The following is a 16,385-nucleotide window of genomic DNA, read 5'->3' as shown; positions in this document are numbered from 1 at the left end:
CAGAAATATCCCGACCGACGGTAGGCACTTGAACGGAACGCCGGGGAACCGTCAAGTCGGCGAACCGGTCACGCGCGACCCTGCGGAATCGTCAACGCCCCTATCTGTCACCGGACTTGAACTGCACAATGCTTCCTGTGCCGCCTTACGACTACCTGGAGTTCACCCTCGGGGACGGAGTCCGCGTCCGTCTCGAACTGGCTGCCGCGGGGGAAGCCCCCGCCGCGCCCGACGCCGTGGAGGCCGACCTGCCGCCAGGCATCTCCGGAGTGACCCCCGTGGGAAGCGGTGTGCGCGTGGGCACCCTCGCCACGGACGCGCTGCGCTCCGTCCTGAGCCCGCTGGGCCCCGTCCTGCAACAGGTGCACGACGCCGTGCGCGGCATCCCCGACCCGCCCCGCGAACTCTCCGTGGACTTCGGCATCCAGATCGGCCAGGACCTGCGGCTCGGCATCGTCGGCGCGGGCGGCCAGGCGAGCATGACCGTCTCGGCGACCTGGGAGCTGTCCCCGCGGACCGAGAGATGAACTGGTTCACGGCGACCGGAGACGACCGGCACGGGGACGCCCGCGGGGCACTGGTGCGCATCCTGAGCACGGACCGGACGCGCACCGCGGGCGCGGGCGTCTACCTCCGCGGACGCACCCTCCTGACCTGCGCCCACGTGGTCAACGCGGCCCTGGGGCAGCGGATGCTCAGCCCCCGGGACCCCGGTGGCGTCACGCTGGACGTGTCCTTCCCCGTGCTCTCCGCCGCCACCCCGCGCCCCGCCCGCCTGGTGGCGTGGATACCGCCCCGCGCGCACCACCTCGGCCCCGTCCCCGACGGCTCCCTGAAGTGGGAGGGCGACCTGGCCGTCCTGGAGCTGGGGGAGGAGCCGCCGCCGCCCGTCGGCCCCGTCCGCTGGCTGGAGATGACACGGGGGCAGGAGGTCAGGGCCTGGTACGGCGCCGGGCAGCCCTTCTCCTACGCCGACGCGCGCGTCGCCTCCTATGACGACGGCATCGGCTACCTCGACGGACAGCTCTCGGGCGCCGCCGTCGACGAGGGCTACAGCGGCGGACCCCTGTGGTGCCTCGCCGACGGCGCCGCCGTGGGCCTGGTCATGGGCCGCATCACCGCCCCGGACACCGCGCTCTCCGCCCAGCACACGGTCCGGCGCAGCTGGGGCCTCGGCTGGCAGTCGGTGCTGCGCGAACTGCGCCGCGCCGGAGCCCTGCCCGAGCCGTACCTGGCCGCTCTCGCGCGGTCCTCGGCGCCGCTCGCGGGGCCGGGCGGCGAGTCCGACGCGTACGAGACCGTGCGGGACATGATGGTCGGACCCCTGCACCTGCTGCTCGGCGACCCCACGGCCCGCGCCGCCCACGCCACCGTGCTCGCCGGTGAACTCGGCCTGCGCGCCCCCGCCGACGGCACCGCGCCCTCCGTGGCCGACCTGGCCCAGCTCCTCACCCGCACCGAGCGGGCGCTGCCCACCCTCGCCGAGTCCCTCGCCCCCACCGTGGCCGACGACCCGCGCGGCCGCGGCGAGCTCGACCGGCTGCTCGCCCTGGGGCGTCTGACGGGCGCCGCGCGACTGCTCTCGGTGGCCGAACACCGGTTGCTGCGCGCCAAGTTCGAGCACCTGTGCCGAACCGACCCGGGCCTGCTCCACCGCGCCGCGACCGCCGCCCTGCCCTATCTGGACCTGCCGCACTCCCTGCACGCGGCCCGGCTCGCGCCCGCCGCCGTCGACGGCGTGCTGCGCGAGCTGGAGACCTGGCCCGGCGACAGCTCCCCGGTGCCCGACGAGACGCCCCGCCTGCCCGCCCTCCTTCGCGTCGTCGAGTACGTGGCGGCCGAGACGGGCGGCCTGGCCTGCCGGGCCCTGCAGGAGTGGAGCGGCCGGGTCGCCGCCCGCCTCGGCATCCACGCCTCCGCGCTGCGCGAGCGCCGCGCCGACGCCGAGCGCTGGTCGCAGCGGTCCGCCCCGGCCGGGGCCCGGATCCTGGTGGAGCTCGACCGGCACGCCAAGGACCCCGCCGACCACTACCGCTGCGCGGTGTGGCGGCTGCGCGCGGACGGCACCGCGGCCCGCGCGGTCACCGGCACCGAACACCCCCGCGCGGGACGCGAGATCGCCCGGCTCATCCGCGAGGTCGCGGGCGGCACCGAGGGCGCCGAGCGCGGCGTGGCCCTGGTCGCCGTCTCCGTACCCCCGGACGCGCTGGAGCTGCCGGTGGACGAGTGGGACGGGGCGGGTGTCGACGAGTACATCCCCGCGCCGCTCGGCGAGGACTTCCACCTCATCCTGCGCTGCCCGCGGCTGCGGCGGCGCTCCCGCACCGGCGCCGCCGACCTCACCCGGCGCTGGAACGCGCGCCACCGCGGCGACGCGCTGCGCGCCGACCGCACCGTCGGCGGCCGGGCGGGCCTGATCGGCCTGCTCAAGACGGTCCACCGGGACACCGCCCGCGTCCTGGTCCAGGGCACGGCCGCCCAGCGCGGCGAACTGCTCCCCGTCTGCCTGGTGATGGGCGTGCCCATCGTGCTGTGGGACCGCGGCCCGCGGGCCCCCGAGGCGGACCCGGACCTCGACGGGCTGACCCCCGACGGGCCCGTCGACCAGCTCCCCGAGCGCGTCCGGCACTTCCGGGTGCGCGCGTACGCCGATCCGCGGACCAGCACCCGCCCCGCCCTGGTGTGGGAGGACATCGAGATGCCGCTGCCCGACGAACTGCAGCTCGCCGACCCCGCCGAGGGCCTCGGAGGCCCGGCGGACGGCGGCGAGGGAACGGAGCGGGCGACATGAGCGGGCACGACGACTGGCGGCTGTTCCGCGGCGACCGCGTGGCCCGCCGGGTGGAGCTGCCCGAGGCCCCGCCCTGGCGCCGCTTCCCCGACGGCTCCGGCGCCCGCCCCAGGGCCCGCCCGTACCTCATCGGCCGCGCCGAGGCCGACGTGGTGAGCGCGGCGCTGCACCTGCGCCGCCCCCTGCTCGTCACCGGCCACCCCGGCACCGGCAAGTCGTCGCTCGCGCACGCCGTCGCCCACGAACTCACCCTCGGCCCGGTGCTCCAGTGGGCCGTCAACAGCCGCTCGGCCCTCAAGGACGCCCTGTACGGGTACGACGCCATCGGCCGTCTGCGCGAGACCCATCTGCGCCGGGAGCGCGACGCGGGGGAGCCGGGCATCGGCACCTTCGTCCGGCTCGGCCCGCTGGGCACGGCCCTGGTGCCCCGCGACCGGCCCCGCGTCCTGCTCGTCGACGAACTCGACAAGGGCGACGTGGACCTGCCCAACGACCTCCTGACCGTGTTCGAGGAGGGCGAGTTCGAGATCCCCGAGCTGTCCCGGCTTCCGGACGACCAGTCCGAGGTGTCGGTCCTCACCCACGGAGCCGACGGCGAATGGGTCACGGTCACGCGCGGCCGGGTGCGCTGCCACGAGTTCCCCGTCGTGGTGATCACCAGCAACGGCGAGCGCGACTTCCCGCCCGCCTTCATGCGCCGCTGCGTGCGCCTGGCCCTGCCGGACCCCGACGAGGCCCGGCTGCGGGAGATCGTGTCGGCCCACCTCGGCGAGGAGGCGCTGGCCGGAGTGGACGACCTCCTGCACGCCTTCCTCAACCGCCGCGCCCCCGGCGAACTGGCCACCGACCAGCTGCTCAACGCCGTGTTCCTGCGCAAGGGCGGCGTCGACCTGGACGCCGAGGGACTCCTGGACGCGGTGCTGCACCGGCTCGGCGGAGCGCTGTAGATGCCCCCCGGTGGGGACCCCGCGGCCGGGCGGACCGACGGCGAACCGCCGCCCGCCGTCGGTGCGCCGTCCCCCGTGGTCCTCGGCGTGCTCGGCCGCCTGACCGGGCACGACCTGTCCATCCACGAACTGCTCGACGCCGTCTGGCTCGCGGCGCGCCTGCCCCCCGACGGGGACGCGCCCCTCGCCCGGGCGCTCGCCGGTACCGCCCTGCCCGCCCCGCCGCCCGGCCCGGCGCAAGAACCCGTGCCCGACGCCGACCCGCGCGCCACGGACGACAAGCCCGCCGACGGCACCCCGGCGCCCAGCACCCCGGCGCCGCCCCCGCCACCGGCCCAGCTGCTCGGCGCCCTGCACGCGGCCGCGGCGGCCCGCAGCGCCCCCGAGTTCGCCCGCGTCGGCGCGGCCGACCGGCTGCACGCGGACGACGGAGCGCTGCCGGTACGGGTGCCCGAGGAGAAGGCCCTCGGCGACGAGGAGCTGCGCTTCGGCCGGGCGCTGCGGCTCCTGAAGCAGCCCCAGCCGCATCCGCACCGGCGCGAGTTCGACGAGGCGGCCACGGCGGCGGCCCTCGCCGAGACCGGCCTTCCCGATGTGGTGACCCGGCCCGCCCGGCAGCGCTGGCTCGACCTGGTGCTGCTCATCGACGACGGCGTCTCGATGCTCCTGTGGCGGCGCCTGGCGACCGAGCTGCGCGCCCTCCTGGAGCGCCTCGGCGCGTTCCGCGGCATCCGCGTCCTCGGCCTGGACACCCGCTCCCGGCGGGCCCCGCTGCTGCGGGCCCGCCCCTTCGACGCGCACTCCTCGCTGCTGTCCCCGGCGTCGGCCGTCGACCCCTCCGGGGGCACCCTGGTCCTCGTCATCAGCGACGGCGTCGGCGCCTGCTGGCGCGACGGGCGCATGCGCACGGCCCTCGGCCGCTGGGCGCGCCAGGGGCCGACCGCCATCCTGCACGCCCTGCCCGCCCATTTGTGGGGCGGCTCGGGCATCCGCTCCGAACCCTGGCTGGTGACCACGCGGCGCCGGGGCGCCGCCAACGACACCTGGTACGTGTCCGACCCGCTGCTGCCCTCCGGGCTCGGCGAGGACTTCGCGGACGTCCCCGTCCCGGTGCTCGAACCCTACCCACCGGCCGTCGCCGCCTGGGCCCGGCTCGTGGCCTCGCCCGGCGCGAGCACCGAACTGCCCCTGCTGGTCCCGCCGCACGCCCCGACCCCGCGCGGCCGGGCCGACACCCGGGGCGCCGACGCGGCCACCGCCGTGCTGCGCTTCCGGGACGCCGCGTCGCCGGAGGCCTTCCGGCTCGCCGCGCACCTGGCCGCCGTGTCGCCGCTGACCGTGCCCGTGATGCGGCTCGTCCAGGCCGCGGTGGACTGGCGGGCCGACACCGCGCACCTCGCCGAGGTGTTCCTCGGCGGCCTCATGCAGCAGGTGGAACCGGCCGACGCGCGGCTGCCCGCGCAGCACCGCAGGTTCGGGTTCGCCCGCGACGCCCAGGACATCCTGCTCGACACGGCGTCCCCGATCGACCTGCTCCGCACCACCAGGACCGTCACCGAGCGCCTGCGCGCGCTCGTGGGCCGCTCCCCGGACTTCCCCGCCTGGCTCGCCCACCCCTCCGGCACCAGCGAACTCCTGCCCGGCACCCGGCCGTTCGCCTGGCTGGAGGACCGGCTCCTGACCCATCTGGGCGCCCGCCCCATGGCGGCACCCGCCCCCGAGGGCGCCGCGGCCGAGGAGGAGGTCCTGCTGCCCTCCGGCCTGGAGGCCGCCCCGTCCTGGCTGCCGCTGCGCCTCCAGGACCTGCACGCGCTCGGCCCCTACACGCTGCTGCGCAGGGACGGCGCCGGCGGCACGCCCACCGCCTACATCGCCGAGGACGAGGACGGCCTCCAGGTCCTGCTGCGCGTGTCCTCCTCGTCCGCCTCACCCGTGGCGCGGGAACTCCTGGACAACGAGCGCGGCGCGCTGCGCCGCATGGACGGCGTGTACGCCCCGGCCATCGTGGCCAGCGACCTGCGCGACGTGCCCGTGCCCTGGCTCGCGCTGCGCCTGGACACCCTCGGCGACGGGCGGCCCGCGCCGACGCTGCGCGCGGTCCTCGACGCGGCCGGGCCGCTGGCGGGAACCCCGCTGTTCCTGTGGCTCGGCTGGCATCTGACGCGGGCCGTGAGCCGCTGCCACCGCCGGGGCATCGTGCACGGCTCCCTGACCCCGGGCGCGGTCCTGGTGACCGAGTCGACCCTGCACATCATCAGCTGGACGTCCGCGCGCATCGACGGGGCCTGGAGCGCCTCGGTCTCGGCGATGCCGCCCGCCTCGCCCTACCGGGCGCCCGAGGTGACGTACTGGGGCGAGTCGCGGATCACGGCCGGAGACGTGTACTCCCTGGGAGCCGTGCTGCTGCGCGCCGCGACCGGCCGCGCCTGGCAGGGCTACGAGCACGACGCCCTGCGGCGCGACCCGTGGTTCGGCGAACTCGACGGGGAACTCGCCGACCTCCTGCTGCGCTGCGTCACCGCCGAACCGGAGGGCAGGCCCACCGTGCGGGAGGTGGCGGACGCCCTCGGCGCCCGGCTGCCCGGCGCGCAGCCGTGGGAGGAGACCGACGACGACGCGCTCGCCCCCGAGACGCCGCGGGAGCGGGGGCGCGCCGAGGAGCCCGAGGACGACGACAGCGAGACCTGGACCCGCACCGTCCGCGCGCCGCTCGCGCAGCCGCTGCGGATCGCGCTCGTCGGCGTCAAGGACGGCGCGGGCTGCACCACGACGGCGATGATGCTGGGCGCCGTCCTCGCCGACCAGCGCCAGGAGCGGGTCCTCGCGATCGACGCCGACAAGCACGCGGGGCGGCACGTGCGCATCGGCGGCCGCGTCTTCCGCGGCACGTTCGCGGGCCTGACCGATCTGGCGGCCTCCCTGCCCGAGGTGCGCCGCTTCGAGGACCTCAGCCTGTTCCTGTCGCCGCACCGCTCGGGCCTGATGGTCCTCGCGAACGACTCGGTGTCGCGGCCCTCGGCGGGCGGCCAGTACACCGACCAGGACTTCCGCGAGGTGGTGTGGGCGACGGGGCGGTACTTCCGCCTCACCCTGATCGACTCCGACAAGCCCGTGTCCCTGGTCCTGGAGCACGCCGACCGCGTCGTCATCGTCTCCCGCGCCGACCCCGCCGGGCTCACCCAGGCCCAGCAGACCATGGACCGCCTCGTCACCCTGAACCGTCCCGACCTCGTGGAGGAGGCCGTCGTCGTCCTCAACCACAGCCGCCCCGCCGCCGGTTGGACCCTCGACCCGGGCAACGTACGCGCCCTGCGCTCACGCTGCCGAGGCCTCGTCACCGTCCCTCGCGACGGCCACCTCGCCATGGCCAGCACCATCGAACTGTCCTGGCTGACCCCGGCCGCGTACAAGGCCTACCTGCGGCTCGCGGCGCTGCTGCTCGGGCGGCGGGCGATGTTCCCCTGAGGTGCCGCCGGAGACGGGGCGGGTGCGCCCTCGCTGAGGCCGAACCGGGCGTGGAAGGCGCGCAGGAAGCCGGGGGCGTACCAGGCCGAGCGGCCGAGCAGGCGCATCGCGGCGGGGACGAGGACGCCGCGGACGGCGAGGGCGTCGATGAGGATGGCCAGACCGCTGCCCAGGCCGAAGAGCTGCATGAAGCTGATCTCGGCCGTGCCGAAGGCGAAGAAGCTCACCGCGAGCAGGACGGCCGCAGCGCTGACGATGCGGCCCGTGTGGCCGAGGCCGTCGGCCACGGCGGACTCGTTGTCCGCGCCGAGGTCGTGGAGTTCCTTGATGCGGCTGGTGACGAACACCTCGTAGTCCATGGAGAGGCCGAAGGCGATACAGAACATCAGCACGGTCATCGACGTCTCCATGGGCTGCGGGGTGAAGCCGAGCAGGCCGGAGAGGTGGCCGTCCTGGAAGATCCAGGTCATGACGCCGATGGTCGCTCCGAGGCTGACCATGTTGAGGACCAGCGCGCGCAGCGGCTGCACGACGCTGCCGGTGAACAGGAAGAGCAGCAGGAACGTGGTGACGGCGATGAGGCCGATGGCGAGGGGGAGCCTGCTGCCGATGGAGTCGTTGGAGTCGACGAGCTCGGCGTCGGCCCCGCCGACCAGCGGGCGCGTCCCGGAGGGCGCGGCGACCGTCCGGACCCCTTCGACCAGGTCCTTGGCCGCGTCGGACTTGGGCGTCAGGGAGCTCACCACGGTGAGCCGCTGCGCGCCGGGGCGGCCGAGTGCCGCGTTGCCGGGGCCGGTCGCCGTGGACTTCCCGTCGGCGTAGACCCCGGTGCTGGTCTCGACGCGGGCCACGCCCTCCAGCGCGGACAGGCCGACCGCGTACGACTCCAACGGACCCCTGTCCACCGGCTCGTCGATGACGACGTGCAGGGCGGCGGCGTCGTTGCCGTCGAAGTTCTCCCGCAGCGCGGTGGCGACCTCGCGGCTGCGGGCGTCCTCGGGCAGCACGCGCTCGTCCGCCGTGCCGAAGGTGATGCCGAGCAGCGGGCTCGCCGCCGCGAGCAGCACCACGAGCACGGGCAGGGCGGTGAGCGCGGGCCGCCGCATCACGGTGCGGGCCAGGCGCCCCCACACCGAGGCCCCGGAGCCGGACCGCCCCGGCTTCGCCCACGGCATGCGCCCGCTGTTGACCCGGTGCCCCAGGACGGTGAGGAGCGCGGGCATCACGAACAGGGTGGCGAGGGCCGCGATGACGACGACCCCGACCCCGGAGTAGCCGAACGAGCGGAGGAAGTACTGCGGGAACACCATCAGCGCCGCGAGGGCGGCCGCCACCGTCGCGGCGGAGAAGGCGACCGTACGGCCCGCGGTGCTCATGGTCCGCCGGACGGCGTCCTCCACGCTCGCCCCCGCCGCGAGCTGCTCGCGGAACCGGCTGAGCATCAACAGGGCGTAGTCGACGCCGAGTCCGAGCCCGAGGGCCGTGGTCAGATTGATCGCGAAGACGGAGACGTCGGTGACGCTGCCGACGACGTAGAGCTCGGCGAACACCCCCACGATGGCGATGAGCGCGATGGCCAGCGGAAGCAGCGCGGAGACCGCCGTGCCGAAGACGACCAGGAGCAGCAGCAGGATCAGCGGCACCGCGATGGTCTCCGCCAGGACGAGGTCCTCCTCGGTCTGCGGCCCCATCTCGTGGCTCACCCCGGCGCTGCCTCCGGCCTTGACCGTGAGGCCGCCCTCGTGGCTGCCCGCGTACGTGTCGATGACGGCTTTGGCGTTCTCCTGCTGTTCCGCGTCACGGCCCTTCACGCGGGCGAGCACGAGGGCCTCGCTGCCGTCCTTGGACCGCAGATCGGGGCTGCTGGTGTCCCAGTACGAGACCACGTTGGTGAGGTCCCGCTCCTTCTTGAGGTCGGCCACCAGGGCCCGGGCGCCGCGCCGGGCGGCCGGGGCGTCGACGCGGCCCTGGGGGGTGCGGACCAGCAGCACCAGGTTGGTCTCTCCGCCGAACTTCTCGTCGATGACGTCCCTGGCCCGGGACGACTGGGAGGCCGGGTCGTCGAAGCCGCCGCTCAGCAGCTTCCCGAACGCACCGGCGCCCAGCGCGCCCATGAGGGCCACCACCACGGTGGCCACGATGAGGACCAGCCGGGATCGGCGGATCGCCAGCTCGGCTATGCGTTCGAACACGCGCTCTCTCCTTTGCGTTCCTGGGCAGCGGGTGCGGTGTCGCACGCTTCGGCGCCGCAGGACGACGGTAGGGAGATACAAGAAGATTTGGCAGTGTTAGATTTTCCGAGCGGTTCAAAGAATCCCATGACGCCGTCAAGTCCTTCGGCGTACGGTCGCCGTATGACCGCAACGGACGAACTCGCCACGGCCCGGCCCTCCTTGCGCGAGCGGCGCCGCGCCGCGGCCACCCGGGAGATCCTGGAGGCCGCCGAGTCACAGATCGCCGAACACGGCCCCGCGGCCCTGTCCCTGCGCGCCGTCGCCCGGAGCCTCGGCATGACGGTGCAGGCGCTCTACCACTACTTCCCGAGCCGCGACGACCTGGTCACCGCGCTCATCGCCAAGACGTACGACGACCTGGCCGCCGCCCTGCGGTCGGGCCTCGACGCGGCGGCCGACGAGCCGGGCACGCGGGGCGTGGTGGCCGTGACCGAGGCCTACCGCCAGTGGGCCATCGACCACCCCGAGCGGTTCCAACTCCTGTACGGCACGCCCCTGCGGTACTACGCGGCGCCGCCCGAGGGCCCCACCACCCAGGCCGTGCGCCGCATGGGCGCGATGTTCGAGAGCGAGCTGTTCGGCGGGTTCACCAGGGAGCAACTCGCGGCGGCCGACGTGCCGGAGCTCTCGCCCGCGCTCCGGGAGTACTTCGAGCAGCTGCCCGCGGACGGCATGGGGTCGCTGCCGCCGCCCGCGATCGCCCTGCTGATGAGCGCGTGGGGGCAGCTGCACGGCCTGGTCGTCCTGGAGGTGTTCGGGCACACCTCCTTCATCGGTGACCACCAGGCCGAGGTCTTCCGCCTGGCGGTGCGGACCATGGTCGAGGATCTGCACCGCCGGATCCCGCCCGCGGGCGTGGACGTCACGTGACGTTGACGGCCGCCCAGGCGGCGCCCACCGCGCGGTGTTCGGCGCTGTCCGTGCCGTACAGGGCCGCGGCGGCCGCGAGCGTCGCGGTGCGCGCGGAGCGGTAGGTGCTGGTGGACGTCATGTACAGGGTGAGCGCGCGGAACCAGATGCGCTCCGCCGCGGCCCGGCCGACGCCGGTGACGGGCTTGCCGTCGTACGTCGGGCTGTCGTAGCTGACGCCGCCCACGACCTTGGGGCCGCTGCCCTCGGCGAGGAGGTAGAAGAAGTGGTCGGCGGGCCCGGCGGAGTAGGCGGGCGGGAGCTGGCCGATGCCCGCGTACCAGTAGTCCTTGGACTGGCCGTCGCGGGAAGGGCGGTCCATGAAGCGCAGGGCGGTCTGGCCGCCCGCGTCGACGCGCTCGCCGAAGAGGTAGTCGCCGGGGTCGGCCGGGTTGGCCGCGCGGAACTCCACGGCGGCCGCGAGGGCGTCGCTCGTCGCCTCGTTGAGGCCGCCCGGCTCCCCGGAGAAGCCGAGCCCGGCGGTGGCCGCCGTGACGCCGTGGGTCATCTCGTGCGCGCCGACCTCGATGCGGACCAGGGGCCTGGCGGGGTTCGACGCGCCGTCGCCGTAGGTCACGCAGTTGGAGGTGGCTTCGTAGAACGCGTTGAGGTAGTCGCGGCCGTAGTGGACGCGGCTGCATCCGCCCTTGCCGTCGCCGCGCACGCCCTTGCGGCCGTGGACCTGGAGCAGGTAGTCCCAGAACACCGCGTGGATGTAGTGCGCCGCCACCGCGTCGGACTGACGGCCGCCCTCGCACCAGGTGTTGTCGTCGTCGGTCACCACGGTGCCGGACCCGCCGGTGCCGTTGTGCATGTCGTACGTCTTGTGGTTGCCGCGTTGGGGGTCGTTGAGCTCGTAGCGCCCGGTGGCCGGGTTGTACGTGGTGTCGAGCGGGACGCGGCCCACGTTCGTGCCGCAGCCGACCCCGGCCACCGCGCGCGGCCCGGCCGGGCTCGCGTCGGCGAGGCCGCCCTGGAGGGCCGAGGCCGCGACGACGGCGGTGGTGAGCAGGAGCCGGGCCGCGGTGCGGCGGGTGCGACGGCGGGGAGTACGGGGCGGGGCCATGTCGGCTCCTTCCGGCGGCTGGTGCGCGGGGCGGGTGGGGGAGTGCGCCGGGACGAGCCTGCCAGGGCGGCAGCAGATTGTCAGGATCGCGACAAGCCATCGCTGCCCGCCGTCAGCCCTCTCCGTGTGCCGCGCGGCCCGGAGGGCGGGCCACCGGATCCCCGGTCAGGCGGCGCCGTCGAGCTCCTCGCCCTCGACGAACGTCCGCACCACCTCGATGTCCCCGATGCGCCCCGGGTCCACCCGTCGCGGGTCATCGCCGAGGACCACCAGGTCGGCGCGCTTGCCGGGAGAGAGGCTGCCCGCGCTGTCCTCCCAGCGGCAGGCGTACGCGGCGTCGACGGTGTACGCGCGCAGTGCCTCCTCGACGCTCATGGCCTCCTTGGGGCCGATGATGCGGCCGGACGCGGAGGCCCGCTCGACCATGAACTGGACGGCCCGCAGCGGCGCGCCGTCGGCGACGGGCCGGTCGGAGCTGCCCGCGAGGCGCACCCCGTGGTCGAGGAAGCCCCGGCCCCGGTACAGCCACGGCGCCCGCTCGGGCCCCATGATCGTGGCGTAGTCGTCGCCGAAGTGCCGCAGGAAGCTGGGCTGTACGACGGCGATCGCGCCGAGCTCGGCGAAGCGGCCGAGCTGGTCCGGCCGGACGAGGCCCGCGTGCTCGACGCGGTGACGGGCGTCGGTGCGCGGCTTCGCGCGGCGGGCCGCGGCCAGGGCGTCCAGGGCGAGGTCGACGGCACGGTCGCCGATCGCGTGCACCGCGAGCTGCCAGCCCGCCCGGTGGCCCTCGACGATGGTCTCCGTGAGCACCTCGGGGTCGGCCTGGAGCTGCCCGCTGGCCGCGCCGCCCACATAGGGCTCGGTCAGCGCGGCCGTGCGCGCCATCATGCCGCCGTCGGTGAACACCTTCAGGGCGCCGAGCGAGAGGCGCCCGTCGCCGAAGCCCGTGCGCAGTCCGAGCCCGAACGACCGCGTCGTGGTGTCCTCGGGCGCGGCCTCGACCGGGCGCAGGGCGTCCGCCGCCACCATGAGCTGGACCCGCAGCGGCAGCCGTCCCGTCTCGTGGGCGAGCTGGAAGGCCGCGCCCTCGATGGGGCTGTGCGCGAACAGCTCGCTGCCGATGCCCGCCTCGGCGCAGGCCGTGATGCCCTGGGACCGGCACACCCGGCCGGACTCCGCGACGGCGTCGGCCAGTTCGGCCAGCGTGTGTGGCGGGCGCAGGGCGAGGGCGGCGCCCATGGCGTCCTCCGCGAGGAAGCCGTCCGGGCTCGCGACGTGCGGCGGCAGCTGCTTGAGGACGGCGGAGTTCACCAGGCACGCGTGTCCGGAGATGTGGCCCAGATACACCGTGCGGCCCGCGCTCACCGCGTCGAGCTCGACGGCGGTCAGCGGCCGGTCGAGCGTGCGCTGGTCGTAGCCCCCGAAGCTCACCCAGCCGCCCACGGGCGCGGCCGCCACCGCTTCGGCCACGACCGTGAGGATGTCGTCGACCCGCCTGCTGGGCGCGACGCTCGGCGCCCGCGCCTTGAGGCCTGCCCAGATGAGGTGGACGTGGCTGTCGATGAACCCGGGAAGGACCGTCGCGCCGCCGAGGTCGAGGACGCGCCGCGCCGGGAGCCCCGCCACGTCGGAGTCGAGCCCCACGATCCGGCCTCGCCAGATGCCGAGTTCCCGGGCGGTGGGGCGGGCCGGATCCATCGTGAGGATGGTGGCGTTGGTGATCCTGGAGCAAAGCACGAACAGATCCCTTCAGAGGAGTGAATCTTCGTCCCGCGCGCGTTATTGTTAGGTGAGGCTAGCCTAAGTTTTGATGGTGGTGGGTGGGGTGGACGAGAGACGGGTGGAACGTCGGCGCGCGGCCTGTGCGCACCGACTCGACGCCTGGGCCGATGGTGTGGTCGCGGGCCTCGACGCGCAAGAAGACGTCGAACGGTCCTTACGCACGGCCCTGCGGAGCGACCCGAGCCTGCGGGAGGAGACCGCCGTGCGCCGCGCCGACGCCCTGCGTGCCGCCGCGCTCGGCCTCGGTCCGGCCGGGTGCGCGGTGGCGGCGGGCGTCTCCCTTCGGATGCTCCGCAACTGGCGGGAGCAGGACCCGGCGTTCGCGGCCGCCATGGCGGCCGCGGCGGAGCTCGCGGAGCAGGAGCGGGAACGCGCCGCCGCGGCGGCGGTCGACGCCCCCGGGCTCGGTCCCGCCGCGCTGCGCGTGGTTCTCAAGGCCGTCAGGGAGGGCTCCGTCCAGTCGTCGGCGGCCGCCCTCGGCGGCTGGTCCGAGCAGTCCTTCCTCCGGCTGCGCCGCAAGAGCCCGGAGGTCGCCGCCCTGCTCGCCGCCGCGCGCCGGGCGCGCGCCAAGAAGGCGGACCGGCGCGGGCGCCCGCGCTTCGAGCGGGGATATCGACTGGTTCGCGTGGATGAGGGCGATATGGGCGCCCGCGCGAGCACCGGCCGGAGGAACGGCGAGGGCGCCGACGACGGGGCCGCTTGACCCCTGCGCGGACTTGAGCCGGGACCTCGTACGGCATCGACCGGACACGGCAGCGCCGCCACGCGGATCCCAGTCCGCGTGGCGGCGCTGCCGTGTCCGGTCCCTGGGACCGGTGAAGAGGGGGGCGCGTCAGGGGCGCTGGGTCAGGTAGCCGCCCATGGAGGTGAAGTACTCGGCCGCGGACAGCTCGCGGCCGTCCTCGGTCCGCACGCGCGTGATGGCCAGGCCGTGGTTGCGGCCGGTGCGGGCGTCGGCCCCGGCGACGATCACCACGCCCTCGCCCTCGCGGTAGAAGATGCGGCCGGGCGTGCCGCCGTAGCGCCCCTCGGAGACGACCGCGGCCACGACCTCCAGGCGCTTGCCCTTGTGGAAGGTGAAGGCGCTGGGGTACGGCTCCGACTGGGCGCGCACGAGCCGCTCCAGGTCTTCCGCGGGCCAGGTCCAGTCGATGCGGATGTCCTCGGCGGAGCGCTTGTGGAAGAAGCTCGCCTGGGACCGGTCCTGCTTGGTGAACTCCGTCTCGCCGGAGGCGATGAGGTCGAGCGCGGCGGTGGTGACCGGGGCGATGAGGTCGACCGTCTTGTGGAAGAGGTCGGTCGCGGTGTCCTTCGGGCCGACCGGCACGGCCTGCTGCCGGACGATGTCACCGGCGTCGAGCTCGTCGTTCATCATGTGCGCGGTGACGCCCACTTCGGTCTCGCCGTTGATCAGGGCCCAGATCAGCGGCGAGAAGCCCGCGTACTTCGGCAGCAGCGAGTCGTGGACGTTCAGCGTGCCGTGGCGCGGCAGGCCGAAGATGCGCGGGGGGATCCAGGTCCGCCAGTTGTTGGCGACGATGATGTCCGGGTCGGCCTCCTTGAGGCGCTCGAACAGCTCGTCGTCGTCGGGGCGGTTGCGGATGAGGGCCGGCACGTCGTGCGCCTCGGCGAGGTCGGCGACGGAGTCGCTCCAGATCTTTTCGTACGCGTGCTCGCTCTTGGGGTGCGTCACGACGAGGACCACGTCGTGCTCGGAGTCCAGGAGGGCTTGCAGGGTGCGGTGCCCCCAGGTCTGGTAACCGAACATGACGACCCGCATGGGGTTCCTCCTCAGAGCAGGGATTGACCGGCGGTAAGTAAAGCAAGGCTTACCTTGGTGTGCAATGGTCGCACGGGGTGCCGAAGTTGACGGCCGCCGGTGTGCGCGCACCACGACGGGCCTCTCGACCCCGGCATGAGTTTAGCTTAGGCTAGCCTAAGTGGAATGAGGGGGGGGCTGCCCGGGTGCCGACCGGCCCCGAGCCGCCGCCAGCTAGGGTGGCGGGCGCTCCGCAGCGCTCTGCCAGGGGACCAGGGCGGGGGCGGAGCAATGGGCGCGTTCCTTGCCGGACGCGAGGTGCCCCACAGGCCGTGCGTCCCCGCCCGAGCAAAGGGATAACGTACGTCGCATGGGCATAACTGCAGTTGAGCGCCTTGCGCCCACCGGTTCGTCAGGGCTGCGCCGACGGCGGGTCGTCGGTCTGGGCGTGCTGGTGGCGGTCCTCGTCGTCGCGGCGATCGCGTCCTTGGCCGTCGGTGCGCGCGCGTTGAGCCCCGCCGAGGTGTGGCACGGCCTCTTCGCCTCGCCGGAGGCCGACCAGCGGCTCAATGAGATCAGGCTCATCGTGCAGACCGTGCGGGTGCCCCGGACGGTCCTCGCGATCGTCGCGGGCATCGCCCTCGGCGTCGGCGGGGCGCTGATCCAGGGGTATACGCGCAACCCGATCGCCGACACGGGCCTGCTGGGCGTGAACGCCGGCGCCTCCTTCGCCGTGGTGTCGGTGATCGCCGTGTTCGGGTTCACCAACCCGTTCCAGTACGTGTGGTTCGCCTTCGTGGGCGCGGCCGTCGCCGGTGTCGTCGTGTTCTCGCTCGCGAGCATCGGCAGAGGGGCGGGCAACCCGCTGACCCTCGCCCTCGCCGGGCAGGGCATCACGGTCTTCCTCACGGCGATGACCACCGCGATCGCGCTGTCGGACCAGAAGTCGCTGAACGCGCTGCGGTTCTGGAACTCGGGCTCCGTGGCCGGTGTGAAGTTCGGCGTCATCTGGCCGATCGCCGGGTTCGTCGCCGTCGGCCTCGTCCTCGCGGCGATCACCCTGCCCTCGCTGAACCTGCTCAACCTGGGCGAGGACGTGGCGCGCGGCCTCGGCGTGAACATCGCGCTGAGCCGGACCCTCGGCATCGGCGCCATCACCCTGCTCGCGGGCGCGGCCACCGCCGCGTGCGGGCCCATCGCCTTCCTCGGGCTCATGGTGGCCCACATCGCCCGCCATGTGACCGGCCCCGACTACCGCTGGCTGGTGCCGTACGCGGGTCTGCTCGGCGCGGTCGTCCTGCTGGTCTGCGACATCGTGGGGCGTCTGGTGGTGCGGCCGGGCGAGCTGGACGCGGGAGTCGTCGTCTCCCTGCTCGGCGCCCCGTTCTTCGCGGTGCTGGTGTGGCGTGGAAAGTTCAAGAGCGCGTGAACG

11 protein-coding genes are annotated in these 16,385 nt (G+C 74.5%); 7 read left to right on the top strand and 4 right to left on the bottom strand.

The window, feature by feature from the left end:
• Nucleotides 1-137: 137 nt before the first annotated feature.
• Genes ACIG3E_RS27540 through ACIG3E_RS27525 form a run of 4 tightly spaced genes read left to right on the top strand, consistent with a single transcriptional unit; the run spans nucleotide 138 to nucleotide 7,203 of the window.
• Nucleotides 138-527, top strand: a complete 390-nt coding sequence (locus ACIG3E_RS27540) for a CU044_2847 family protein (RefSeq protein ID WP_399621740.1) — start codon at nucleotides 138-140, stop codon at nucleotides 525-527.
• A complete protein-coding gene (locus ACIG3E_RS27535; RefSeq protein WP_399621737.1) occupies nucleotides 524-2,791 on the top strand; it encodes a trypsin-like peptidase domain-containing protein in 2,268 nt (755 codons plus the stop codon). Before ACIG3E_RS27540 ends, ACIG3E_RS27535 begins: the two co-directional genes overlap by 4 nt.
• A complete protein-coding gene (locus ACIG3E_RS27530) occupies nucleotides 2,788-3,738 on the top strand; it encodes an AAA family ATPase (protein ID WP_399621734.1) in 951 nt (316 codons plus the stop codon). The genes ACIG3E_RS27535 and ACIG3E_RS27530 overlap by 4 nt, the downstream gene beginning before the upstream one ends.
• Nucleotides 3,739-7,203 carry an SAV_2336 N-terminal domain-related protein gene (locus tag ACIG3E_RS27525; RefSeq protein ID WP_399621732.1) on the top strand — a complete coding sequence of 1,155 codons (3,465 nt, stop codon included), beginning with the start codon at nucleotides 3,739-3,741 and terminating at the stop codon, nucleotides 7,201-7,203.
• Here ACIG3E_RS27525 and ACIG3E_RS27520 read toward each other — a convergent pair.
• Nucleotides 7,152-9,395 carry an MMPL family transporter gene (locus ACIG3E_RS27520; protein ID WP_399621729.1) on the bottom strand — a complete coding sequence of 748 codons (2,244 nt, stop codon included), beginning with the start codon at nucleotides 9,393-9,395 and terminating at the stop codon, nucleotides 7,152-7,154. The two genes, ACIG3E_RS27525 and ACIG3E_RS27520, sit on opposite strands and share 52 nt — an antisense overlap.
• A 162-nt stretch (nucleotides 9,396-9,557) precedes the next feature.
• Here ACIG3E_RS27520 and ACIG3E_RS27515 point away from each other — a divergent pair, with 162 nt between their 5' ends.
• Entirely contained in the window at nucleotides 9,558-10,307 is a 750-nt protein-coding gene (locus tag ACIG3E_RS27515; RefSeq protein ID WP_399621726.1) for a TetR/AcrR family transcriptional regulator, read from the top strand.
• On the opposite strand, the gene ACIG3E_RS27510 is transcribed toward ACIG3E_RS27515, so the two are convergent.
• The gene (locus ACIG3E_RS27510; protein ID WP_399621724.1) at nucleotides 10,300-11,412 is read right to left on the bottom strand and encodes a M4 family metallopeptidase; all 1,113 of its coding nucleotides are present in this window, start codon (nucleotides 11,410-11,412) and stop codon (nucleotides 10,300-10,302) included. The genes ACIG3E_RS27515 and ACIG3E_RS27510 overlap by 8 nt on opposite strands.
• 165 nt (nucleotides 11,413-11,577) lie before the next feature.
• Nucleotides 11,578-13,149 carry an amidohydrolase gene (locus tag ACIG3E_RS27505; protein WP_399621719.1) on the bottom strand — a complete coding sequence of 524 codons (1,572 nt, stop codon included), beginning with the start codon at nucleotides 13,147-13,149 and terminating at the stop codon, nucleotides 11,578-11,580.
• 88 nt (nucleotides 13,150-13,237) lie between these two features.
• Here ACIG3E_RS27505 and ACIG3E_RS27500 point away from each other — a divergent pair, with 88 nt between their 5' ends.
• A complete protein-coding gene (locus ACIG3E_RS27500; RefSeq protein WP_399621716.1) occupies nucleotides 13,238-13,897 on the top strand; it encodes a hypothetical protein in 660 nt (219 codons plus the stop codon).
• Nucleotides 13,898-14,026: 129 nt separating this feature from the next.
• Here ACIG3E_RS27500 and ACIG3E_RS27495 read toward each other — a convergent pair whose 3' ends face one another.
• Nucleotides 14,027-14,974 (bottom strand): methionyl-tRNA formyltransferase, encoded by a 948-nt coding sequence (locus tag ACIG3E_RS27495; protein WP_399621713.1) that lies wholly within the window; start codon nucleotides 14,972-14,974, stop codon nucleotides 14,027-14,029.
• Nucleotides 14,975-15,323: 349 nt separating this feature from the next.
• Between ACIG3E_RS27495 and ACIG3E_RS27490 the strand changes: the two genes are divergently transcribed.
• Nucleotides 15,324-16,382 carry a FecCD family ABC transporter permease gene (locus ACIG3E_RS27490; RefSeq protein ID WP_399621711.1) on the top strand — a complete coding sequence of 353 codons (1,059 nt, stop codon included), beginning with the start codon at nucleotides 15,324-15,326 and terminating at the stop codon, nucleotides 16,380-16,382.
• Nucleotides 16,383-16,385: the final 3 nt, after the last annotated feature.

Origin of the sequence: Streptomyces sp. NPDC053474, assembly GCF_044544845.1 — a bacterium.
Classification (GTDB): domain Bacteria; phylum Actinomycetota; class Actinomycetes; order Streptomycetales; family Streptomycetaceae; genus Streptomyces.
This window is presented reverse-complemented; position numbering and strand designations above follow the sequence as displayed.